Source organism: Seonamhaeicola algicola (assembly GCF_007997385.1).
Taxonomy (GTDB): domain Bacteria; phylum Bacteroidota; class Bacteroidia; order Flavobacteriales; family Flavobacteriaceae; genus Seonamhaeicola; species Seonamhaeicola algicola.
This window is the reverse complement of sequence record NZ_VOSC01000005.1, coordinates 102,069-125,245: the sequence shown is the minus strand read 5'-3', so window position 1 is coordinate 125,245 and position 23,177 is coordinate 102,069. Positions and strand designations below refer to the sequence as shown.

The following is a 23,177-nucleotide window of genomic DNA, read 5'->3' as shown; positions in this document are numbered from 1 at the left end:
ATTTTTATTTTAATTTTAATTGATAACTAAAAGCATGCTTACCATTAGCGCTTTGTGGAAATTCTAAATGCAAACCCTTTTCATCTCTTTTCCACGAAATAATTGCATTAGTTCCTAAGAGTTTAACTTCGGCAATATCGCGCTCTAAATAGGGATAAATACTAGCTAGTTTTGTGACTACTACTTCTCCTTTAGTTGGTTTATCTAATACGGTTATATAAAGGATGTTTTTGTTTTTACTTTGGGTAAAACGGATGTCTTTTTCTGTATAAATAGCCTCCCAGTTTTCGTTAAAATGTCCATCTTTATCTAATTCTGTTGGGCCTTCTCCAGCAATAATCCATGGGCGTGTATTGTAAATTGCTTCACCATTTATTTTTAACCACTCGCCAATACCTAATAACGTTTCTTTTTGATCCTGTGGTATAGAACCATCTGGTTTGGGGCTAACATCTAGCAATAAACATCCATTTTTACTAACAATATCAACTAGAATTTCTACAATTGCTTCAGTAGAACGAGAAGGTCTTCCATTATAAAACCAACCTGCTAATGGTGTATCTGTTAGCCACGGACGTTCTAAAGCTCTTACAGATCTTCCTTTTTCAAAATCTAAAATACCAGCTGAAGCAGGAATGCATTGTTGGAACTTAATTTTATAACTAATCCCTATATCTTGATTTTTAGAAGCGGCTAGGTTTAATAATCTGGCATAGGCTTTTTTTCTAATATCATCACTCAACAGTTCCAAGCCCATATCAAACCAATATAAATCAGGATGATATTTTAATGCTGCCTCTTCAAGTTTTTTAAACCAAAGATCTTCATATTCGGCATCAGGATATTCATCAAAACTATCCTGATCACTAGAAAATTCATGGGGTTTACAATACAAATCTTCATTTCCAGGAACACCACCGTCATATTTATAAGATTCACTAAAAAACCACCAAGAGAAGGCATGATGAAACGTGATTAAATATTTCATACCTCGTTTTCTAATGGCTTTTTCTAAATCACCCACAATATTAACGCCAACAGTTTTAACACTATTCCAACGTGTAACTTCAGAATCCCACAACATGTAATTATCATGATGTGTTCCCATAGGGCCACAAAATTTTGCACCAGCTTTATCAAATAAATCTGCCCACTCTTCTGCATTAAATTTTGTTGGTTTAAATTCTTTTATAAAATCTTTGTAACCAAAGTTATTTGGGTGCCCCCATTTTTCTAATTGCAATTTAAAGGCACTGGTTGTATCAGGTGAGTTTGGCCTAATAGCATTAGTCCAAAATTTTTGTTTGGTATTATACATAGCCCAACCCCACCATTCCGTTTGTTTGTATTTTGTAGCGTTTACTGCAGGCCCGTAATGTGTATAAATTCCAAATTTAGCATCTCTAAACCACTCTGGGCAAGAATGTTTGGCTATAGATACCCATTCTTCTTTATAGCGTTTTCTTTCTTTTTGTTCAATTTTCTTAGTCTCACTAATATTATTTTGAGCGTTTGTATTAATAATTGAAAACAACGCTATGTATAAAAAAACTGTGTTTAAAATTGTTCTAATAGTCATATCTTACTTATTTAATTATATTGGCTTATTTGTAATTGAAACTATATTAACAAGACCCAAGGCACTATATTTTAATTTGAATTTTAAAAAACTCCATCAAATTTTAAATCCTGCACAATCACTTGTTTTTCAATACTTCAAAGTTCATTTATTAATCTTTAAATAAACAAAAACAGACTATATTATAACTATATTTAAAGGTTTGCGTTGCTAATTTCAACTCTATTTTTAACAGTAATTATTACTTTTAAAACCCTAACTTTTTATTTATGAAAAAATGTTTGCCTTTAATGCTTTGTATTTTAACTACAATAAATAGTATTTCTCAGGTTTTAGATTCAATTTATACAGAAGAGCGATTTAACAAAGAGCAGTACATAATGGCACAAAAAAACACAGAAAAAGCTTTTGGCTATTTTAGTGAAGGTGCTACTTATTTTAAACAAAAATGTAATATTTTAAACTATTTAATATGCATTAATTACCTTGCTGATATAGCCCATAGGAAAGGCCATTTCAATGAAGCTTTCGATTTAATTTGGGAAGCTTTACCTACAGCCGATAGTATTGAAAACAAAAAACCTTTATACAAATTCCATCAAATGCTAGGTATTTTATATACTGCATTTGGTAAAGATAGTATTGCCTTAAAGCACACAAAGGCTGGCTTAAAATTAGCTAAAACACATGCCTTGAAAATGAATGAAAGTTCTAATACCGTAATTTCATCATATCTTGATGTTGCTGTTCAATATTTAGAAATGAAAAATTACAATAAAGCACTTGTGTATTTAGACTCTTGCTATATAGCACAAGGAAACTTAAAAAAACTTTATTTTGTTGATGGTGTTTACGGCATTACATATTTAAAAAAGAAAAACTACAAACTTTCAAAAAAGTATTTTAATAATATTTTGCCCTTTTTAGAAAAGCAAAATAATGGATTTCAAACCTCTATCTCTTTTCATATTGGAGAACTAAAACAAGCACTCAATCAAACTGACAGTGCTAAGTTTTATTATAAAAAATCATTACGCGCCATAGATTCTTTAACCTACAACATCAAGTTAAAGCCAATAGTATTAGAAGCATTATCTGTTTTAAATTATGAAACAAAAAATTATATTGAAGCTTACAAAAACATACAACAATCAAAAATTATTTCAGATAGTTTATTTAACGCTCAGAGCATTTTAAATAAGCAACTTTTTGAAATAAAAAACAACTATAAAAAAGCTCTAGAAAAAAAGGAAGTACAACTACAATCACAAATTAAAATTCTTAAAGCAAATAAACGTGCTAGTTTATGGTTAAAGCTTTCAATTGGAGTGCTTATACTTTTTATTGCATTGTTTTTTATTGCTGTTAAACAGCGAAGTAAAATGAAACAAATGGCTAATTTAAGAGAAAAAAATAAAGCTATTTTAAATTTAAAAAATAAAGAACTTACCTCTAATGCGCTTCAAATTATAGAAAAAGAATCTGCAGTTAAAGAACTTTTAGAAGCTATTGAACAAAACAACCCTGAACTATATAAAACCTTAAAACGTAAATATAAACTTACTAATAAAAAAATTTGGGACGATTTTCATTTAAGATTCACACAAGTTAACAGTTCTTTTTATGATAAATTATTAGAAAAACATCCAGATTTAACTCCTACAGATTTAAAACATTGTGCATTAATAAAGCTTAATTTTGACAGCAAAGAAATGTCTCACTTGTTAGGAATTTCAATAAACAGCGTGCATATGGCCCGCTCTAGAATACGTAAAAAAATTGGCTTACAACGTAATGATAACTTAACTAATTATCTAACTTTAATTTAACTAAAAAGGCGCCTCGCAAACAATATGCAACTCCTTTTTAGTAACAGGATGCTCAAATGTTAAAGCAGCTGCGTGTAAGTGTAAGCGTTTTGCCTTGGTACCATACAAATCATCGCCAACAATGGGTATATTTAAGCCATTACTATGTGCTGCATGTACCCGTAATTGATGTGTTCTGCCTGTAATTGGATAAAAATGAATGCGGGTTTTTCCATCTTCAACCTTTATTACTTTATATTTTGTTTTTGCTGGTTTACCATGCTCATAACACACCAATTGCTGTGGGCGGTTATCTAAATCTACACGCAAGGGTAAATTTATAATACCTTCTTTATTAGAAAGTTCGCCATCTAAAACAGCAACGTAACGTTTTTTTACTGTACGTTTTATAAATTGCTTTTGAAGGTTTTTATGTGTTTTTTCATTTTTTGCCACCAGTAAAATACCTGATGTTGACATATCTAACCTATGCACCAACAGCGGGCCTTTACTTTTTGGCAAGTATTGTTGCATTTTTGTTTGTACAGACTCTAAATTAGTTTTTCCTGGTACCGATAAAAATTCATGTGGTTTATTTACTACCAATAAATAATCATCTTCAAACAAAATTTCTAGAGGCTTATGGTGTTTTTTAACTTCTAAAATAGGGTTAGGTTCTACCTGTAGCCCTTGCATCATATGCTCTAAAATAGGCTCGCATTTACTACGGCACGACGGATAAAATTGTTTGTGTTTACGCACTTCAGATTTTGGTGATGCGCCCCACCAAAACTCTGCCATGGCTATAGGCTTTAAATTATTTTGATAAGCATACTGAAATAACTTGGGCGCTGCACATTCACCTGCTCCTGCTGGCGGAATTCTAACAGTGGTATTTTTAAAAATATCTAGTAAATCTTTGCTTTCGCCTTTATAATTTAAAAACGCATATTGTTTATGTAATTGTTTTTGAAGTGAAGCCGACTGTAAACGGCGTTTTTCTTTTAAAGTAGTTAATGTAGTTTGTATGGTATCAAACTGAATTTGCGCTGCTTTAATTTTAAGTTTCCAATTGGTTTTTAAATCTTTTAACCTAAAATGATAATAAATACTTTCATTTTTAAGTTTTTCAAGCAAATCTACATAAGCTTCTGGTGTTAATTTTTCAGCTTCAGAATCTCTAAGTTTATTGCGCTTTGCTTTCTTTTCTTTTATAGTTTGCTTTAAAGCTTTTAAGTCGTTTTCATAAGTTTTTAAGCACGTTTCTAAATTACTTTTAGCTAATTTATAAGCTTCAGAATTTTCTAAAACCTCTATTTTTTCATTAATGGCATTTAGTTCCTGCTCGCCTATTTTATAAAATCCTTCAGGATTCAACGTGTCATAAACCGTGGGTACAAAACCTTTGTGTAAATTACTTTCGGCTAGTTTTCCTGAAAAAGCTGCTAAATACCCAATAGTGCCTGCTTCATTTTCAACTACCATAACACCAAACATCTTCCCTATTACTAAACCTTCTGCATTAGGTTTTAATCCAAAATTATGATTAAAATTAGCCTCATGCTCAAGGTAGTTTTGTAAATCTTTAGCAGCTAAAATGCTTAAAGTATGTGGTTCATAATAAAAAGGAAACGTGAATAACCGAGGTATTACGGTTTTATTTTGTTTGTGAAGCGGATGAAAAAGGGTGTCTGTAAATTTAGGGTTAGGCATCTTTTAAAAAATCTCCGGAAACTATGCGGTTTTGTGGGTTTACATTTTGGTTGTAAAGATACACCCATGCATTGTAAACACGATTGTTTTTTGCAAAAACTGTAACTTTTTGACGTATAAAAAGGCTCTTACTAGGGTTATTGGGTTTAAAATCTTCGTAATCATCTAAAACTTCAAATACGTTTTTTGTAAGTTTTACCAAAGTACCGTAAACTTTTTGTGTTTGGTCATTACTTAAAATAGCACCCGGAAACCACGATATTTTATACAACTGACCTATAAAATAACCTTTAGAAATTACGGTAGCATGTGCTTTTAAAAACGCCGACATTTCGTTTTCGGCATTTTGTAATAATGTGCCGTAAACAAAAAGATAGTGTGCCGTCAATTAAACAAAGGTTTCTAATTGCACATCATTAATAGCTCCGTGTGATGCGTGCGCAACAGTTTGCCCATTTTTTATAACTAATATTTGTGGCGACTCGTGCAGTACTTGAAATTTATAACCAACTTCATTTGATACGTTTCTGTGGTTTAATAAATCTAAATAATATAAATCTAAATCGTTTTCATTTAAATTATATGCTGCAATAAACTGATTCATTACCATACGGCTAATGCCGCAACGTGTTGAGTGTTTAAATATTACTTGTGTTTTTGTTTCAGATTTTTTTTCAATTTCTGTTAACTGCTCTAGGTTGTTTAATGCAATCCAAGGCAATACGTTTTCTTCTTTAGGTTCACCTGAACCTCCAAATATTTTATTAAAAATTCCCATTACTATTTTAATTTTATAGTTAAGTCGACTTTACCAACATTACTTACAAACTGACTAAAAGTCATTAACAACAGATTAAAAACCGCCATTTTGTCTCTTAAATTATGTTGGTAAGATTATTGACTATTACCCAGTGTAAAGAAAAACAAATTTAAGCTATGAACTTTAATAATTATACAATAAAATCACAAGAAGCCATACAACAAGCGCAACAAATAGCGCAAGGTTTTGGCCACCAACAAATAGAAAATGAACACCTTTTTAAAGGTATTTTTGAAGTAGATGAAAACGTATTACCATTTATCTTAAAAAAACTAAATGTAAACGTTAGTATTTTAAAACAAGCTTTAGATAAGCAATTGGAAAGTTTTGCTAAAGTAACTGGCACCGATTTGATGCTGTCTCGCGAAGCCGGAAAAACGCTAAATGAAGCTGCAAATATTGCAAAAAACAAAAAAGACGATTACGTATCTGTTGAGCATTTAATTATGGCCGTTTTTAAATCTAAAAGTAAAATTGCCCAAATGCTAAAAGACCAAGGTGTTACTGAAGTTACGTTAAACGCAGCCATTAATGAGCTTCGTAAAGGCCAAAATGTAACATCGCAAAGTCAAGAAGATACTTATAATTCTTTGAATAAATATGCTAAAAATTTAAATCAATTAGCTAAAGATGGTAAGTTAGATCCGGTTATTGGTAGAGATGAAGAAATACGACGCATACTTCAAATTTTATCACGCAGAACCAAAAACAACCCTATTTTAGTAGGTGAACCTGGTACAGGTAAAACCGCCATTGCCGAAGGTTTAGCCCACAGAATTATTGATGGTGATATTCCTGAAAACCTAAAAGATAAACAAATTTTTGCTTTAGATATGGGCGCACTTATTGCCGGTGCTAAATACAAAGGTGAATTTGAAGAACGCCTAAAAGCGGTTATTAAAGAAGTTACAACAAGTAATGGAGATATAGTACTGTTTATTGATGAAATTCACACACTTGTAGGTGCTGGTGGCGGCCAAGGTGCTATGGATGCAGCTAATATTTTAAAACCCGCTTTAGCTCGTGGTGAATTAAGAGCTATTGGCGCAACAACTTTAGATGAATACCAAAAATATTTTGAAAAAGACAAAGCCTTAGAGCGTCGTTTCCAAAAGGTTATGGTAGACGAGCCTGATACTGAAAGTGCTATTTCTATTTTAAGAGGTATTAAAGAAAAGTACGAAACACACCATAAAGTGCGTATTAAAGACGAAGCTATTATTGGCGCTGTAGAGCTATCTACTCGTTACATAACTAATAGGTATTTACCAGACAAGGCTATTGATTTAATGGATGAAGCTGCTTCAAAATTGCGTATGGAAATCAATTCTAAACCTGAAGAATTAGATGTTTTAGACAGAAAAATTATGCAGCTAGAAATTGAAATTGAAGCAATTAAACGTGAAAAAGATGAAAGTAAATTAAAATCGCTTCGTTCAGATTTAGCTAATTTAAAAGAAACACGCAATGAAATTAATGCTAAATGGAAAAGCGAAAAAGACGTTGTAGATAATATTCAAAATACTAAACAAGATATTGAAAACTATAAAATAGAAGCTGAACGTGCTGAACGTGATGGAGATTATGGTAAAGTAGCCGAACTACGCTATGGTAAAATTAAAGAAGCACAACAATTGCTTGAAACTTACCAAACGCAATTACAAGCACAGGCCGATAATTCGCTTATAAAAGAAGAAGTAACCTACGAAGATATTGCTGAAGTTGTAGCAAAATGGACAGGAATACCGGTTACTAAAATGATACAAAGTGAACGCGAAAAACTTTTAAAATTAGAAGATGAATTACACAAACGTGTTGTTGGCCAAGAAGAAGCTATTGAAGCAGTAAGTGATGCCGTTAGACGTAGTAGAGCAGGATTACAAAACCCGCAAAAACCCATTGGCACTTTCCTATTTTTAGGTACAACGGGTGTTGGTAAAACCGAATTAGCTAAGGCTTTAGCAGAATACTTATTTGATGATGAAAATGCTATGACCAGAATTGATATGAGTGAATACCAAGAGCGTCATGCTGTGAGTAGATTAGTAGGTGCGCCTCCTGGGTATGTTGGTTATGATGAAGGTGGTCAATTAACCGAAGCTGTAAGACGTAAACCTTACTCTGTAGTACTTTTAGATGAAATTGAAAAAGCACACCCTGATACATTCAATATTCTATTACAAGTATTAGATGAAGGCAGATTAACTGATAACAAAGGTAGAATTGCAGATTTTAAAAACACCATTATTATCATGACTTCAAACATGGGAAGTAACATTATTCAAGAGCGTTTTGAAGCTACAAAAGATATTAATTCTGCTATTGAAACTGCAAAACTAGATGTACTTGCATTGTTAAAACAAAGCGTGCGCCCTGAGTTTTTAAATAGAATAGATGACACTATTATGTTTACACCTTTATCAAAAGAAAACATTATAAACATTGTTGGCTTGCAGCTTAAAGGCATAACAAAAATGATAGCACAACAAGGCATTACTTTTGATGCTACACCTGAAGCCATTGCGTATTTAGCAGGTAAAGGTTATAACCCAGAATATGGAGCAAGACCCGTAAAACGTGTTATTCAAAAAGAAGTTTTAAATGCATTGAGTAAAGAAATATTAGCAGGTAAAGTAACAACAGATAGCATTATTTTACTTGATGCTTTTGATGATAATTTGGTTTTTAGAAACCAAGGTGATTTAGTTACTGAAGAATTTTAGTTTAGTTGGTTAGTTAGTTTGAAAAAGCAATCTGAAAACACATTAATTTGAGTTTAAAGATTGCTTTTTTTTTATGCACATTCAATTATAAATTACAATTAATAATTGCCATTTCATTTATTTTAAAAGCCTAGGTTAAAAAATCTTCAATTCCGATAAAAACTACTAAAAATCCGTTTAAAATCTCAAAAACTAGCTAAAATGCAATTTTTTGACTTTTAAGAAGTTAAAAAAAACAAGTATGTAGTTCATCGAAAAACACAAAACTTAGCCCTAAAATCTGTTAATAATTTATAATTTAGTAAAAATGTTAATCCCTAATAAAACATTACTTCCCTCAATTTTTAACATTAATAGCATCTATTTTACCCCAATAAAATAGAAAAAAAAACCTACTTATAATTATGAACTTATTTAAGCACATTGAATTTACACAACTTAATCCTAAAACTACCGAAAGAGATATTATTGACTTTTGCCTTGAAGCCAAAAAGCAAGATGCCAATGCCGTTTGTGTAAACAGTTGCTACGTACCATTAGCTAAAGAATTACTTGAAAATAGTAATATAAAAATTGCATCTACAGTTGCTTTTCCATTTGGGGCTGCAAATACTTCTACTAAAATAAAAGAAGCCAAAACAGCCATAAATAATGGCGCCAATGAAATTGATATGGTTATTAATATTGGCCTATTAAAAAGCAAAAACTACGTATCTGTTTTAAAAGATATTAGCGATGTTAAATTAGCTATAGGTGCAATACCTTTAAAAGTTATTTTAGAAATATCTGAACTTAATAAAAATGAAATTATAAAAGCTTGCCAAATTTGTTTAGATGCTAATGTAGACTACATTAAAACATCAACCGGATTTTCAAAAGGTGGCGCCACCTTTACCGTTGTAAAAATTATAAAGAAAACTGTAAAAAACTACGTAAAAATATGCGCTTCAGGAGGCATAACCGATAGTGATACAGCAAACAAATTTTTAGATATTGGTGTTGATAGAATTAGTACAAACACCACTTTTAAAATAAGTGCAATTTCAGCTTAAAACAAAAACAAACACACTAAAATATAAAAGAGCTTTTTTAAGCTCTTTTTTTTGTTTTAAACTAACGTAAATCATAATTTAAAACCTTAAAAATTAGCATTTTTGTTAAAATTAACCTTATGAAACCACTAAACACATACATAGACCACACTTTATTAAAAGCAACTGCAACAAAAAATGATATTATTACATTGTGTGACGAAGCAAAAGCACATCAATTTTTTTCGGTTTGTGTTAACAGTTGTTATGTAAAACTAGCTAAACAACAACTAAAAAATACTACAGTAAAAGTATGTAGTGTTATTGGGTTTCCGTTAGGCGCAATGTCTACGGACGCTAAAGTGGCAGAAACAAAAGCCGCCTTAAAAGATGGCGCAGATGAAATTGATATGGTTATAAACGTTGGACTATTAAAGAGTAAAGAGTTTGATGCTGTTTGGAAAGACATTGAGGCTGTAAAAGCTATAATGCCCAACAATGTTTTAAAAGTTATTTTAGAAACCTGTTACCTTGAAGAGGTTGAAATTATTAAAGCCAGCGAATTAGCCATACAAAGCGGTGCCAATTTTATAAAAACATCTACAGGGTTTGGTACAGGTGGCGCTACTATTAATGATGTTAAACTCATGAAAAGTGTTTGTAAATCTTGCGTAAAAATAAAAGCTTCAGGTGGTATTAAGGATAAAAAAACAGCTTTAGAATATATAAATTTAGGTGTTGAAAGACTTGGCACATCATCGGGAATTGCAATTATTAATGACGAAACTTCTAATTCAAATTACTAAAACATGAGCGTACATATTAATGCTAAAAAAGACGCTATAGCAGAAACCATTTTATTACCCGGTGATCCTTTACGTGCTAAATGGATTGCCGAAACATTTTTTGATAACCCTGTTTGTTTTAATGATGTTAGAGGCATGCTTGGTTTTACAGGTACTTACAAGGGTAAACGTATTTCTGTAATGGGCACAGGTATGGGGTTACCTTCTATTTCTATTTATGCACACGAGTTAATAAATGAATACAATGTTAAAAATTTAATACGTGTGGGTAGCGCAGGTTCATATAAAAATGATGTTAAAGTAAGAGATGTGGTTTTAGCCATGGCTGCCTCATCAAATTCTGGTTTAAACAAACAGCTATTTAATGGTGCCGATTATGCTCCTACCGCAAACTTTGAATTATTTCAAAAAGCGGTTGAAGTTGCTAAAACTAAAAATATTCCTATTAAAGCGGGAAATGTTTTGACTTCGGATGCTTTTTATGCTGATAATTTTGAAGATTATAAAAAGTGGGCAAATTTTGGCGTACTTTGTGTTGAAATGGAAACCGCTGGTTTATACACCATTGCTGCTAAGCACAACGTTAACGCTTTGAGTATTTTAACAATTTCCGACTCTTTAGTTACAGGAGACAGATTACCAAGCAAAGACAGAGAAACTACATTTAAAGAAATGATAGAAATAGCCTTAGAGTTGGCTTAATTTACTGCAACTTCTTTTAATTCAATCTTAGATAATAGTTTTAACTTGTTGGCTTCAAACAGAGTTTCTAAGTCTTCCAATTTTGCCTCTCCTTCAAATTTGTAGTTGTTGTAATCTACAAAACGTATCCCTTTTATAATCCGCTCATTGTAAGCTTCTCTAAATCGTAAGCCAATACCATGATCTTCAGCATAGGAATAAGCTAAATAGTCTACTTTAAAATTTTCTTTATTTACGTAATATAGGAATACATCATCAAAGTCCTCTCCTCCTCCATCTTCATTAAATGTAATTCTGATTTTATGGTATGTTTCTCCTTTAATCTTAACTTCACTTATGTAGTTCTTATTAACGGCAGCATCATTTAAACCATATGGTAATACTGAAAAATAATGTACAGAATTAACTGAAGCAGAATACCTTGAAACCATGCTATCAGCAACCTTAATTAATTCTCTGTTTACTGTTCTCTGAAAACCGATATTAGTTAGCCAATCTACAATGGTATCATTCTCTTTTACAAATGTTCTCCCAAGCTCGAATATGCCATTATTTCTATGAGCAGTGTAATGAATATCCCTGAAATTAAATTCTATAGTTGAATTGGAAACTTTGTTACCTCCAGATACCTCAATTGTGCTATCAATGATAGTTTTTGCAGTTAATTTTTCGTCTTGTTTACAGTTAACCAAAACACTAGTGATAAAAACAATTAAACAGATTCTTCTAAGCATATATTTTATTTTGGGTTTTTGTCGTAAACTTTTATAACTAATTACTATTCCTTAAAAGTTTCTTTATGAACGATATTTCCATCTACATCGTAATGAAGAAATTCAATAAATGGTTTATCTCTTTTACGATATACCTTGGTGGCTAAAAAGCCTCCTTTTACTCTTAAAAATTTGTGCTGTGGTAGCACATTACTTTCTTCCCAACCACCAGCATGAAAATCACTCACGGCACCTTGACTAAATTCTCTTAGGCCACTAATAGAGTCTACCGATGCATATTGCCAATGCCTATCGCCATTTACTACAAAAACCTTGTTTTCAGCCAAATACGACCTTAACCAAGCGCCTTCGGTTTGAAATGCTTTGTTTGAATGGTTATCATTCTTTCCTGTTGGCCTATCTGGACCCACAATTGGAGTTGGGCTTATTAAGACTTTAAACGTTGCGTCAGATGCTTCAATAGTTTCTTTAAACCATTGTATTTGTGCTTTACCCCAAATTGTTTTTTCAGCACTATCTTCAATTGTATTATCTGATCTAAATTCTCTAACCTCAACAAACCAAACTTGTAAATCTTTACCCCATCTCTGGGTTCTGTAAGGTTTTTTTCCAATTGGAGTTTGTTCATACCACAGAGCTAATCCGTCTTCAAAAGTAACTTCTCCTAAAGGTGCTCTTCCTGGATACGCATCATCTCTTAACAAGTCATGGTCATCCTTTTCAATGTACAACGGCGTTTGCATATAAAACTCTTTTAAAGAAGGCCACGAGTTCATTGCATGCCACTTATGTCTGGCCATTTCAATAGTTTTAACAAAAGGTCCTGGTTTATCGTAATAGACATAATCTCCTGTTTGTGAATGAAACTTAGGCTTAAGCTTTTTCATTTCATCATAAATTTTGAATCCGCGTTTAGGATCGTCATAACTCCAAAATAATTGACAAGTAGATGACGTAAAAAGAACAGGTTCTATGTCGTTTGGATCTGGAGCTGTGAAAAAACTACCATATACCACAGTCTCTGAAAACTCTGCACCTTTTCTACCGGTTAGCTTAATGTTATAAAAAGTATTAGGTTTTAAGTTTTCAACTTTCCTTTTATAGGTATAATCCTTTAGGGCAGATACAAAAGCCCAATCAATGGAAATAGTATCTTTTGCAGAAAATAATTCTATTTTAACCTCTCCAAAAGTACCTCTAACAGCACCATCCATTTCATCTACAGGAGCATTATTATTAAAATTTATTGGTGGCCTGAATGTTTTTTCTTTTTGCTGGTGGTGAATAGGGACAGGAATCGAATCGGCACATAACCTCGTCCAAATGATAGCAGAACTGTTAGAAACTTCACCTATTTTAAATCCAGTTGTAAAATATACGTTTTCACTTTCCGTTTGCGCACACGCTATGTAAACAAAAACTAAAAAACTTATAGATAATAATAATCTTTTTAAACCCATTTTTACTAATTTAAATTTCTTAATCACAAACTTAAGACTCTTTAAGGAGAAAAACGTATTTATAAAATATTCGTTTTAAAAGTTATTATTTGCCCTGTATATTTTTGTGAAAGTATATTAATACTTGATTCTGAAAGCTGTAAAACTCTTGGGTAACCTCCTGTTGTCTGGCAGTCACGCATTAAAACTATAAGTTTTCCAGAAGGTGTTAGCTGTACTGTACCTGGTTTTACCAAAGAGGTTATTATAGGTTTTAATGTATTTTCTAACACTTCATTAAGTTGATAAGCCATTCTATTATTATCTTTTGAAATACTGAATGTATTACTTAACAAATACTTTTTTTGGTCTTCGGAAAGTTGATCAAACTCAGGACCTTTGGCAACTTCTAGTTTATTTGTTTCTAAATATGTATCTGCTACCTTTATTGAAGCGTTAGCCAGCATTACACTATCTTTAAAAGAAGCAATTTTTAAAACATCACCTTTTTCTACGCTACTTTTAAGCGTGATATTTTGGTACATACTATAACTTTTTAAAACGTTCTCTGTTTTAAAACCTCCTTGAACAGATAGATAAGCACGAAAGCCTTTTTTTAGTTTTCCAAAGGAAAGCACATCGCCCGCTTCAACTAAAATTGACTTATTATTAGAAATAATTTTGTTATTTAATTTTGGCGATATATTTGCTCCAGAAATGCAAATCCTCGTCTTAGTTTCAAATTGTAATTTGGGCCCTAACATGGTAATTTCCATAACTGGTAAATCTAAAGAGTTACCCAAAATAGCATTGGAAAAGGAAGCAGATTGTTTGTCCATTACACCAGAATATGGTATGCCATAATTTTGCACACCAAACCTGCCAAAATCTTGAATAGTAGTGTATAATCCTGCATTTAAAACCTTAATCATTAATCACCTCACTTTCTATTTGATATACACCGGCTTCAACTAAAGTTTTAATATTACTATGTATTTCTTTTGAAACCTGATAAAACTGAATTTCATCTCCTGCATTGGCAAAACATGGAGTTTGTGCTTTTATGTCAAAGAAATTAATTGGAGAATTTCCAATAATATTCCAACCTCCAGGACTTTCACTAGGATATATACCAGTTTGCCCTCCTCCTATAGCTACTGCGCCTTTCTCTATCTTTAATCTTGGAGAGGCTTTCCTTGGTGTATAAAGCGTTTTATCTAAGCCTCCTAAATAAAGGAAACCTGGTAAAAAACCAATAAAATAAACAGTATAACTTATTGTTGAATGGCGCCGTATTACCTCATCAACTGATAGATTATTGGTTAAAGCTAATTCGTGTAAATCTATTCCAAAATGAGTATCGTAACATACTGGTATACGCCATCTTTTAAATGCATATTTATTAACTATATGCGCCGTATTATAAATGGCTTCTAACTCGTTTATTTTAGATTCTAAACCATTGGTAAAATCATTAAAACTAACCAATAACGAATTATATGCATGATTTACGTCATGGATTCTTTTTTCTGCCTCTAACTTAGCTTTAAAACTTAAAACATCTTTAAGGATTTCTTTACTTATAATTTGAGGCCATTCTATTAAAACTGATTGTTCCCCAAACGGTTTATATTTAAGTTGGTACGTCACCTATTGTACTTTAATATTATTTTCTAGCAGGCGTTTATGAAGTTGTTTCACGAGTTCTATGGCTTCAGGATTATCTCCATGAACACAAACGGTTTCTGCTAAAATAGGAATTTCGGTATTATTAATGGTTTTTACCTTTTTGAAAGCCACAAAATTTAAAACATGATTTACCAAAGTATCTGCATCATGTATTACAGCATTCTTTTCTTTTCTAGATACTAAACTTAAATCGTCATTGTAGTTTCTATCAGCAAATGCTTCGTAAGTAATGGCAATACCGTTTTCTTTGGCCAGTTGCGCAATAACAGATTTATAAGGTACATACAATTGCACAGGCCTATGCATACTTTTAACAACTTCAATAATAACATTAGCAACCTTTTCATCTTTAGCTGCTAAATTATAAAGTGCTCCGTGTGGTTTTATATGATGAAGCGTGGCATTTTCTTTGTATAACACACTCAATAAATCTGTAATCTGATGCTTTAATGAAGTGAACAAAGCCGCACAAGATATATCCATTTTTATACGTCCGAAATTCTCCCTATCGGGAAATGATGGATGCGCTCCTATTTTAACTTTATGAGTTTTGGCAAGTTTTACAGCATCGTGCATAGACGTATCATCTCCAGCATGCCCACCACAAGCAATATTGCAAGACGACAGGTAAGGCATTAAATCAGCTTCATTTCCAATACCTTCACCTAAATCGGCATTTATGTCAATAACAAGATGGTTCATAAAAAATACTATAAAAACACTTTACCTAAGGCTACTGCCGAAAGTAAAATAGTTATTCCTAAGATAAGAAATCCTAAAATATTTTGTTTGGTATTATTCTTATATTTTCCAAGAACAGAGGTTTTATTCATAATATATATTAAAATCACTGCTATTACTGGTAATAAAATGCCATTTGCTACTTGGGCAAATTTTATAATTTGAATTGGTTTGATGTTAGTAGATGAAAACGCTACACCCAAAACCAAAATAAACATCCAAACACATCTAAATTTTATAGATTTTAAATTAGAAGACCACCCTAAGCATCCGCTAGCTACATAAGCGGCAGCTAAAGGCGCTGTAATTGCACTGGTTATACCTGCTGCAAACAAACCAATAGCCAAAACGTATTTAGAAAAACTACCAAATAAAGGCTCTAATCCTTTAGCCAAATCTGCAGCACTACTAACAGATTCGCCTTGTATGGCAGAGGCAGAAATTATAATACACATTGACACCAAACCGCCTAGTACAACAGCAACAAAAGTATCTTTTCTTGCTATCCGTAAATCTGATATTTTTTGCCACTTCTCCTTTACTAACGAAGCATGTAAAAAGAGATTGTAAGGCACAACGGTTGTTCCAATAAGTCCAACAATTATCAATAACCCATTTTCGGGAAACTTCGGAATAAAAGCCCCTTTTAGAATATCTAACACATTAGGTTTCGTTAGTATTGCACAGGTAAGAAAGGCCAAACTCATAAGAATAACTAGTGTTATAAGTGCACGTTCAATAACTTTATAATTTCCAATGTAAAGTAATACGAATGCTAAGGCTCCAATTATTAAACTAAAACTTTTAAAAGTTACCCCAAACAAATTTAAGGATGGGTTAACCAAAATAGCTTCTAAACCTAAGACGGCACCAGAAATATTACCAGCTTCATAGGCCGCATTTCCTATTACAATTGCAGAAAGGATTAAAACGACTATAAATGTTTTAAAAACTGGACTCTTAATTTCGGTTCTAATAACTTCAGATAAGCCTTTTTGTGTTATTATGCCTAACCTAGCGGCCATTTCTTGCAGTACAATAGTAACTATTATTGAAATTACCATGGCCCAAAGTAAGGCATAACCAAAACTAACACCTGCAATAGTGCACATAGTAATGGTACCTGGACCAATAAAAGCTGCTGCTAAAAGTGGCCCTGGCCCTAAATTTTTAAACCAGTTTTTAATCATTTACAACAGTACTTAACGCATAAATTGCAAAACTACCTAACCAATGGCTTCCCATGTAATCATCATTAAAAATACTTGGTAAAGAATAATTTATATGTTTATTAGCTAAGTTTTTTAAATGATTGTATTCAGGCATGCCATTGGCAATGGTGTTTAAGTTCCATGCTCTTGAGAAGTTTACACCATCTAAATGCACTAAATGTCCGTCGGTTCTATCAGATACTACACCAACATCCCATGTAAAATTTTTATCTTTTAACTGCGGAAGGAATTCGTGCATCCATACTTTAAACGCGTTTGCTGGCAGTAAGCGCTTCATTAAAGCAGCTTCTTCTAAACAAGGTGATAAAAAATCGCTTCCGCTAGGTTCCCAACTTAGTGGGCAAGCTTTATCATTTTTAAAAAAGTACAACACTCTATCAGTAATTGCTTTTTTTAATGCTTGGTTATTTACAGTTTTGGCATAATCAAACGCAAATGATAACCCAAACGCTGTGTTTGTGTGCGTTCCAACACGTAGTGGATAGTTTAATTTTGGTAAATACTCAATATATTTTTCACAAATTAAATGCGTTAATGGCTGTAAGTTATTTTCTAGTATTCTGGCTGTTTCATCATTCCAAGTGTGTAATTCTTCGGCTAATTTTAAAAGCCATGTCCAACCATACGTACGTTCGTATGAGGTGTTATGTTTTCCTCTAAAATAAGCAACTTCAGCTTCAATATTTTCTTTTGAAATATTTTTAAGCAAACGTTCTTTTATATATTCTGCTTTCTCTAAGTCTGGAAACATTTTTAGTAGTTTAACCAAACTCCAGTGCCCGTGTACAGACGAATGCCAATCAAAACACCCGTAAAATGCCGGATGTAATGTTTTTGGCGATTTTAAATCGGCTTCACTACCCAGGGTTTGCGATAATTTATTGGGGTACTCTATATTCATGCAATGTAATGGTAATTCTGCTAATTTATTGGCCTGTTCTAAGTCTAAATTTGGTACTGTTTCTAAATCAATAGACTTTTCAACATCAATTTTTTCTGAAGCTTTTTTATTGGTTTTATTACATGCCACAAAACTTAAAATTATTAAAATACAAATATGTTTCTTCATTTTGGTGTGTTTGTTATTTACTAATAATGACGTTTTAAAAACCAAAAACCCCTATTTGACCAATTATTGCCTTTTTTTGACTATTTGTTGCATATATAAACTAGGGCTAACCTTTATTAATAAATATCTTTGTGTTTAAGTAAATATAAAACATCTAAACCAAATTAAACAATGAAGTACTTAAGTAGTTTCACTTTATTACTATTCTTTTTTGTTTCCCTGGCAACTGCACAACAGAATGATTGGGAAAACCCTAACGTAAATCAAATAAACAGGCTACCAGCAAAAGCTACGTTTTATAATTTTGATTCAAAAGACCAAGCTCTTAACGGCAATCGTGAGGCTTCTAGTAACTATAAATCTTTAAATGGCAATTGGCAATTTAAATGGGTTGCAAAACCTGCCGATGCCTTAAATGATTTTCAGAATGAAGATTTTGATGCATCAAAGTGGGATGCAATTGATGTGCCTTCAAACTGGGAAATGCGTGGGTATGGCACTCCTATTTACACAAATTCAACCTATCCGTTTTTTAATGATTTCCCATACATAAATCATCATGACAACCCTGTTGGGCATTATATTAAAACATTTAATATTGATGAAACTTGGGCTAATAAAGATATTATTATACATTTTGGAGGCGTTTCATCAGCTTACTACGTATGGGTTAATGGTAAATTTGTTGGGTACAGCGAAGACACCCGTTTACCTGCTGAGTTTGATATTACAAAACATGTAAAACAAGGCGAAAATAAAGTAGCGGTTAAAGTTTACCGTTGGTGTGATGGTAGTTATATGGAAGCACAAGACCACTGGCGTATGAGTGGTATTGAACGTGAAGTATATTTACAAGCCAACCCAAAAGTACGTTTGTCTGACTTTACGGTTAGAACAGATTTTGATGACAATTATGAAAATGCATTACTGCAAATAAGACCTGAAATAATTGTTAACATTCCTAATAAATATGTAGCAAAAGTTGGTGAGTTTGGTAACACAAACCTTAAAACCACTGTTGATGACTGGCAGCTTATTACAGAATTAGTTGATGCTAACGGTAATACTGTTGGAGAGCCTACAACTACAGATTTTAACAAAATATTAGGTGAGTTTTACCCCCAACGTGATAATGTATATTTTGGTTTAATTGAAACTGAAATTACAGCGCCTAAAAAATGGTCATCTGATGTTCCTTATTTGTATACACTACTTTTCACAGTAAAAGATAATAATGGAAACAATATACAACACACAAGCACAAAAGTAGGCTTTAGAGAAGTTAAAATTGATGAGCGTGGTCGTTTTCTTGTTAATGGAAATCCTGTAAAAATGATTGGTGTTAACCGTCATGATCACGATCATATTAATGGTAAAACTGTAACACGTGAAGACATGGAAGCAGATGTTAAACTTATTAAGCAGTTTAACTTTAACGCGGTAAGAACATCACACTACCCTAACGACCCATATTTTTATGATTTATGTGACAAATATGGTATTTATGTTATGGATGAAGCTAACATTGAAACACACGGTACACGTGGAAAACTTTCAAATGTACCAGAATGGAGTAATGCGTATTTAGAACGTGCTGTACGTATGGTTGAGCGTGATAAAAACCACCCAAGTATTGTTATGTGGAGCTTAGGTAACGAATCAGGCACAGGACCAAACCACGCTGCCATGGCTGGTTGGATTAAAGATTTTGACCCAACACGTTACATTCATTATGAAGGAGCTCAAGGCATTCCTAATCATCCAAAATATAAAAAGAATTTCTACAAACAAAACGTTGGTAATCCATCAGACAAACCTTGGGTTGACATGATTAGCCGCATGTATCCACAACCTCAAGAATTACAAGATTTGATTGATGATACTGCAGCGTTTCAAAGTACACCTGTTTTAATGTGTGAATATGCGCATGCCATGGGTAATTCTGTTGGAAATATGAAAACCTATTGGGATATTATTCATAACAACGACCGCGCTTTAGGTGGTTACATTTGGGATTGGATTGACCAAGGTATTTTAAGAAAAGATGAAAATGGTAAAGAATATTATGCTTACGGAGGATCTTATGGAGATACACCTAACGACGGAAGTTTTTGTATAAACGGTATTATTGCTTCTGATAGAACACCAAAACCTGAAATTATTGAGTGTAAAAAAGTAAATCAGCCTGCAGTTATTTCAACTAACAATGCTTTAAACGGTAATTTTGAAATATTAAACCGTCATCATGCATCAACACTATCGCAATACAATGTATCATGGAATATAACTGAAAATGGAAAGGTTATTCAAAAAGGCACTTTAAACACTTTAAATACTAAACCATTTGAAAAAGATAATTTTAACATTAACTTTAAAAAACCAAAACTTAAAGCTGGTAGTATATACCACTTAAACATTTTCGGTACTTTAAAAAATAACACTCTTTGGGCTGAAGCGGGTTATGTAGTATTTGAAGAACAATTTCCTTTAAATTATGATGTTCCGCAGCCTTCTGTATTAAAAAGTAATAGTACATTAGTTGTAAACCAAACAAACAATGTTGTTACCATAAACAACAACAATATTTCTGTTGAAATTAACAAACAAACTGGTTACATTTCATCATACAAAGCTAAAGGTGTAAATATTATGAAATCGCCTTTAAAACTTAACTTTTGGCGTGCTGAAACTGAAAATGATGAAGCGTATAGAGATGCCATGAAATTACATAATGAATTAGACTGGATGCATGCTGGAAACTCATTAAAAGTTGAAAACATTTCTGTTAATGACACTGAAAAAGGTAAAGCAACTATTACCATTACAGGTAAAATTGATAAACCCGAAACGCATGTTACCTTAGCTTACACCATTTTAGGAACTGGAGAAATTAAAGTTGATTACAAGGTTACTATAGCTAAAAACGCACCTAACGCTCCGCGCATTGGCATGCAGTTTGACATTGCTAATAACTATAATGAATTAACATATTTTGGTAAAGGACCACAAGCTAATTATGCCGATAGAAATTATGGCGCCCATGTTGGTTTGTACTCAGGAAAACCAGAAAACATAAACTATAAATACGTTTACCCTGAAGAGTATGGTAACCACACCCAAACACACTGGTTTACGCTTACTAACACAGCTAAAAAAGGTGTTTTAGTTAAAGGTGAACAACCTATAAACTTTAGTGTTTTAGAATACAGTATTGATAATTTACAAGAAGCTAATTTTTTAAATGAATTAGAAGAACGTGATGTTTACACAGTAAATATAGACTTAAGTCAACAAGGTGTTGGTGGAGACAACACATGGTCTAAACGAGCTCAAGCACATGAAGCGTTTAGAAATAAACCTGGAACGTATAAATACACGTTTTATTTAGCACCATTTAGCACAAAAGTAAAAGCTGAGAAAATAAGATTTTAATAAATAATATCTTTATATCGAAAAAAGGATGGTTTTAAAATTAAGCCATCCTTTTTTGGTTTTATTGATTTTGATTTAGAAGTAACTTACCCCAACCAGCCATCTCTATCTAAACTTCGGTATTGTATGGCTTCACTAATATGAGCACCTTCAATATTTTCCGAAGCTTCTAAATCGGCAATAGTTCTAGCTACTTTTAAAATTCTATCATAAGCCCTAGCCGAAAGGTTTAAACGTTCAATAGCTGTTTTTAATAACTGTTTTGAGCTTTCATCTAAAGCGCAATGTTTTCGTATTTGCTTGGTATTCATTTGTGCATTGTAATGTACTTTCTCATTATTTAAAAAGCGCTTACTTTGTATGTTTCTTGCTGCTGTAACACGCTTTCTTATATCTACTGAAGATTCGCCTTTTCTATCTTCTGATAGCTTATCAAAAGGCACTGGTGTTACCTCAATATGAATATCAATTCTATCTAACAATGGTCCTGAAATTTTGCTTAAATACCGTTGCATTTCAGCAGGACTTGAGGTTACAGGTGCATCAGGGTCGTTAAAATAACCACCTGGACTTGGGTTCATGCTAGCTACTAGCATAAATGATGACGGATATGTTACCGTAAATTTTGCCCTTGAAATGGTTACCTCTCTATCTTCTAACGGTTGGCGCATTACCTCTAAAACATCGCGTTTAAATTCTGGTAGTTCATCTAAAAACAACACACCGTTATGCGATAACGATATTTCACCGGGTTGCGGATAACTACCACCGCCTACAAGTGCAACATTTGATATGGTATGATGAGGGCTTCTAAAAGGGCGCTGTGATAATAAACCTGCATCTTTTACCCTACCAACTACCGAGTGTATTTTAGTTGTTTCAAGCGCTTCATGTAACGTCATAGGAGGTAAAATGCTTGGTAGCCGCTTTGCTAACATGGTTTTACCTGCACCTGGCGGACCTATTAAAATAATGTTATGACCTCCAGCAGCAGCAATTTCCATGCAACGCTTAATTCCTTCTTGTCCTTTTACATCGGCAAAATCGTGTTCAGGAAAATCTAGATTTTTTTCAAATTCTTTTCTAGTATCAATAATAGTTTGCTCTAAAGCTTCGCCTTTATCAAAATAGTTAATAACTTGTTTAATATTATCAACGCCATACACCTCTAAATCATTAATTATAGCCGCTTCTTTAGCATTGGCTGCAGGTAAAATGAATCCTTTGAATCCTTCTTCTCTAGCTTTAATAGCTATGGGTAACGCCCCTTTTATAGGGTGTAAACTGCCATCTAAAGACAATTCACCCATAATTAAATATTGTTCTAAGTTTTCAGCTTTAATTTGTTTTGAAGCAGCTAGAATACCTATTGCTAAGGTTAAATCATAAGCACTTCCCTCCTTTCGTAAATCAGCAGGTGCCATATTGATTGTTATCTTTTTTCCAGGAATTTTATAGCCGTTATTTTGAAGTGCAGCAGCAATACGATAATTGCTTTCTTTTATAGCATTATCTGGCAAACCTACTAAATGATAACCAATACCAGAATCTACATTTACCTCTACGGTAATTGTGGTAGCCTCTACACCAAAAACGGCACTACCAAAAACTTTTTTAAGCATAGAATAAGGTTTCTAATCAAATGTAAGAAAATATTTT

At 32.7% G+C, this 23,177-nt stretch carries 18 protein-coding genes; 6 read left to right on the top strand and 12 right to left on the bottom strand.

The genetic code is table 11. From position 1 onward, the window contains the following. Positions 1-4 precede the first annotated feature (4 nt). On the bottom strand, positions 5-1,579 hold the full coding sequence (locus FUA26_RS00575) for an alpha-L-fucosidase (RefSeq protein ID WP_147130429.1): 1,575 nt from the start codon (positions 1,577-1,579) through the stop codon (positions 5-7). Positions 1,580-1,848: 269 nt separating this feature from the next. On the opposite strand from FUA26_RS00575, the gene FUA26_RS00570 reads away from it, so the two are divergent. Further along, positions 1,849-3,408, top strand: coding sequence for a helix-turn-helix transcriptional regulator (locus FUA26_RS00570; protein ID WP_147130428.1), 1,560 nt, complete (start codon positions 1,849-1,851; stop codon positions 3,406-3,408). On the opposite strand, the gene FUA26_RS00565 is transcribed toward FUA26_RS00570, so the two are convergent. From FUA26_RS00565 to ytxJ, 3 genes are read right to left on the bottom strand one after another with little or no spacing between them, the layout of a single operon-like run. Beyond that, entirely contained in the window at positions 3,409-5,100 is a 1,692-nt protein-coding gene (locus FUA26_RS00565; RefSeq protein WP_147130426.1) for an RluA family pseudouridine synthase, read from the bottom strand. Then, positions 5,093-5,488 carry a gamma-glutamylcyclotransferase family protein gene (locus FUA26_RS00560; protein WP_147130425.1) on the bottom strand — a complete coding sequence of 132 codons (396 nt, stop codon included), beginning with the start codon at positions 5,486-5,488 and terminating at the stop codon, positions 5,093-5,095. Before FUA26_RS00560 ends, FUA26_RS00565 begins: the two co-directional genes overlap by 8 nt. Continuing rightward, complete coding sequence (ytxJ, locus tag FUA26_RS00555; RefSeq protein WP_147130423.1) at positions 5,489-5,878, bottom strand: bacillithiol system redox-active protein YtxJ; 390 nt, start codon at positions 5,876-5,878, stop codon at positions 5,489-5,491. Positions 5,879-6,036: 158 nt separating this feature from the next. Between ytxJ and clpB the strand changes: the two genes are divergently transcribed. From clpB to deoD, 4 genes are all read left to right on the top strand, one after another. Further along, complete coding sequence (clpB, locus tag FUA26_RS00550) at positions 6,037-8,643, top strand: ATP-dependent chaperone ClpB (protein WP_147130421.1); 2,607 nt, start codon at positions 6,037-6,039, stop codon at positions 8,641-8,643. Positions 8,644-9,047: 404 nt separating this feature from the next. Beyond that, positions 9,048-9,695 carry a deoxyribose-phosphate aldolase gene (gene deoC, locus FUA26_RS00545; RefSeq protein WP_147130420.1) on the top strand — a complete coding sequence of 216 codons (648 nt, stop codon included), beginning with the start codon at positions 9,048-9,050 and terminating at the stop codon, positions 9,693-9,695. A gap of 119 nt (positions 9,696-9,814) precedes the next feature. Beyond that, complete coding sequence (deoC, locus tag FUA26_RS00540; RefSeq protein ID WP_147130418.1) at positions 9,815-10,480, top strand: deoxyribose-phosphate aldolase; 666 nt, start codon at positions 9,815-9,817, stop codon at positions 10,478-10,480. A gap of 3 nt (positions 10,481-10,483) precedes the next feature. After that, complete coding sequence (gene deoD, locus FUA26_RS00535; RefSeq protein WP_147130416.1) at positions 10,484-11,182, top strand: purine-nucleoside phosphorylase; 699 nt, start codon at positions 10,484-10,486, stop codon at positions 11,180-11,182. On the opposite strand, the gene FUA26_RS00530 is transcribed toward deoD, so the two are convergent. From FUA26_RS00530 to FUA26_RS00500, 7 genes are read right to left on the bottom strand one after another with little or no spacing between them, the layout of a single operon-like run. Beyond that, positions 11,179-11,916, bottom strand: a complete 738-nt coding sequence (locus FUA26_RS00530) for a DUF6503 family protein (protein WP_147130414.1) — start codon at positions 11,914-11,916, stop codon at positions 11,179-11,181. The two genes, deoD and FUA26_RS00530, sit on opposite strands and share 4 nt — an antisense overlap. 44 nt (positions 11,917-11,960) lie before the next feature. Then, positions 11,961-13,376 (bottom strand): alkaline phosphatase D family protein, encoded by a 1,416-nt coding sequence (locus FUA26_RS00525; RefSeq protein ID WP_147130413.1) that lies wholly within the window; start codon positions 13,374-13,376, stop codon positions 11,961-11,963. A 59-nt stretch (positions 13,377-13,435) separates the two neighbouring features. After that, a complete protein-coding gene (locus FUA26_RS00520; RefSeq protein WP_147130411.1) occupies positions 13,436-14,287 on the bottom strand; it encodes a 5-oxoprolinase subunit C family protein in 852 nt (283 codons plus the stop codon). Then, positions 14,280-15,005 carry a 5-oxoprolinase subunit PxpB gene (gene pxpB, locus FUA26_RS00515; RefSeq protein ID WP_147130409.1) on the bottom strand — a complete coding sequence of 242 codons (726 nt, stop codon included), beginning with the start codon at positions 15,003-15,005 and terminating at the stop codon, positions 14,280-14,282. Before pxpB ends, FUA26_RS00520 begins: the two co-directional genes overlap by 8 nt. Next, complete coding sequence (gene pxpA / locus FUA26_RS00510; protein WP_147130408.1) at positions 15,006-15,746, bottom strand: 5-oxoprolinase subunit PxpA; 741 nt, start codon at positions 15,744-15,746, stop codon at positions 15,006-15,008. Between the two features lie 8 nt (positions 15,747-15,754). Further along, positions 15,755-16,975: an Nramp family divalent metal transporter gene (locus FUA26_RS00505; RefSeq protein ID WP_147130406.1), complete on the bottom strand. Its 1,221-nt coding sequence runs from the start codon at positions 16,973-16,975 to the stop codon at positions 15,755-15,757. Continuing rightward, positions 16,968-18,086 carry a DUF2891 domain-containing protein gene (locus tag FUA26_RS00500; RefSeq protein WP_147130404.1) on the bottom strand — a complete coding sequence of 373 codons (1,119 nt, stop codon included), beginning with the start codon at positions 18,084-18,086 and terminating at the stop codon, positions 16,968-16,970. The genes FUA26_RS00505 and FUA26_RS00500 overlap by 8 nt, the downstream gene beginning before the upstream one ends. Before the next feature lie 171 nt (positions 18,087-18,257). On the opposite strand from FUA26_RS00500, the gene FUA26_RS00495 reads away from it, so the two are divergent. Continuing rightward, positions 18,258-21,518: a glycoside hydrolase family 2 TIM barrel-domain containing protein gene (locus FUA26_RS00495; RefSeq protein WP_147130402.1), complete on the top strand. Its 3,261-nt coding sequence runs from the start codon at positions 18,258-18,260 to the stop codon at positions 21,516-21,518. An 86-nt stretch (positions 21,519-21,604) separates the two neighbouring features. On the opposite strand, the gene FUA26_RS00490 is transcribed toward FUA26_RS00495, so the two are convergent. Continuing rightward, a complete protein-coding gene (locus FUA26_RS00490) occupies positions 21,605-23,140 on the bottom strand; it encodes a YifB family Mg chelatase-like AAA ATPase (protein WP_147130400.1) in 1,536 nt (511 codons plus the stop codon). Positions 23,141-23,177 lie beyond the last annotated feature (37 nt).

Bases quoted from the DNA above. Each gene is read 5' to 3' on its own strand.
- FUA26_RS00520 (WP_147130411.1), bottom strand. From the start codon at position 14,287: ATGATTAAGGTTTTAAATGCAGGATTATACACTACTATTCAAGATTTT.
- FUA26_RS00570 (WP_147130428.1), top strand. From the start codon at position 1,849: ATGAAAAAATGTTTGCCTTTAATGCTTTGTATTTTAACTACAATAAAT.
- FUA26_RS00505 (WP_147130406.1), bottom strand. From the start codon at position 16,975: ATGATTAAAAACTGGTTTAAAAATTTAGGGCCAGGGCCACTTTTAGCA.
- pxpA (WP_147130408.1), bottom strand. From the start codon at position 15,746: ATGAACCATCTTGTTATTGACATAAATGCCGATTTAGGTGAAGGTATT.
- FUA26_RS00525 (WP_147130413.1), bottom strand. From the start codon at position 13,376: ATGGGTTTAAAAAGATTATTATTATCTATAAGTTTTTTAGTTTTTGTT.
- clpB (WP_147130421.1), top strand. From the start codon at position 6,037: ATGAACTTTAATAATTATACAATAAAATCACAAGAAGCCATACAACAA.
- ytxJ (WP_147130423.1), bottom strand. From the start codon at position 5,878: ATGGGAATTTTTAATAAAATATTTGGAGGTTCAGGTGAACCTAAAGAA.
- deoC (WP_147130418.1), top strand. From the start codon at position 9,815: ATGAAACCACTAAACACATACATAGACCACACTTTATTAAAAGCAACT.
- deoD (WP_147130416.1), top strand. From the start codon at position 10,484: ATGAGCGTACATATTAATGCTAAAAAAGACGCTATAGCAGAAACCATT.
- deoC (WP_147130420.1), top strand. From the start codon at position 9,048: ATGAACTTATTTAAGCACATTGAATTTACACAACTTAATCCTAAAACT.
- FUA26_RS00575 (WP_147130429.1), bottom strand. From the start codon at position 1,579: ATGACTATTAGAACAATTTTAAACACAGTTTTTTTATACATAGCGTTG.
- FUA26_RS00500 (WP_147130404.1), bottom strand. From the start codon at position 18,086: ATGAAGAAACATATTTGTATTTTAATAATTTTAAGTTTTGTGGCATGT.
- FUA26_RS00530 (WP_147130414.1), bottom strand. From the start codon at position 11,916: ATGCTTAGAAGAATCTGTTTAATTGTTTTTATCACTAGTGTTTTGGTT.
- FUA26_RS00495 (WP_147130402.1), top strand. From the start codon at position 18,258: ATGAAGTACTTAAGTAGTTTCACTTTATTACTATTCTTTTTTGTTTCC.
- FUA26_RS00565 (WP_147130426.1), bottom strand. From the start codon at position 5,100: ATGCCTAACCCTAAATTTACAGACACCCTTTTTCATCCGCTTCACAAA.
- FUA26_RS00490 (WP_147130400.1), bottom strand. From the start codon at position 23,140: ATGCTTAAAAAAGTTTTTGGTAGTGCCGTTTTTGGTGTAGAGGCTACC.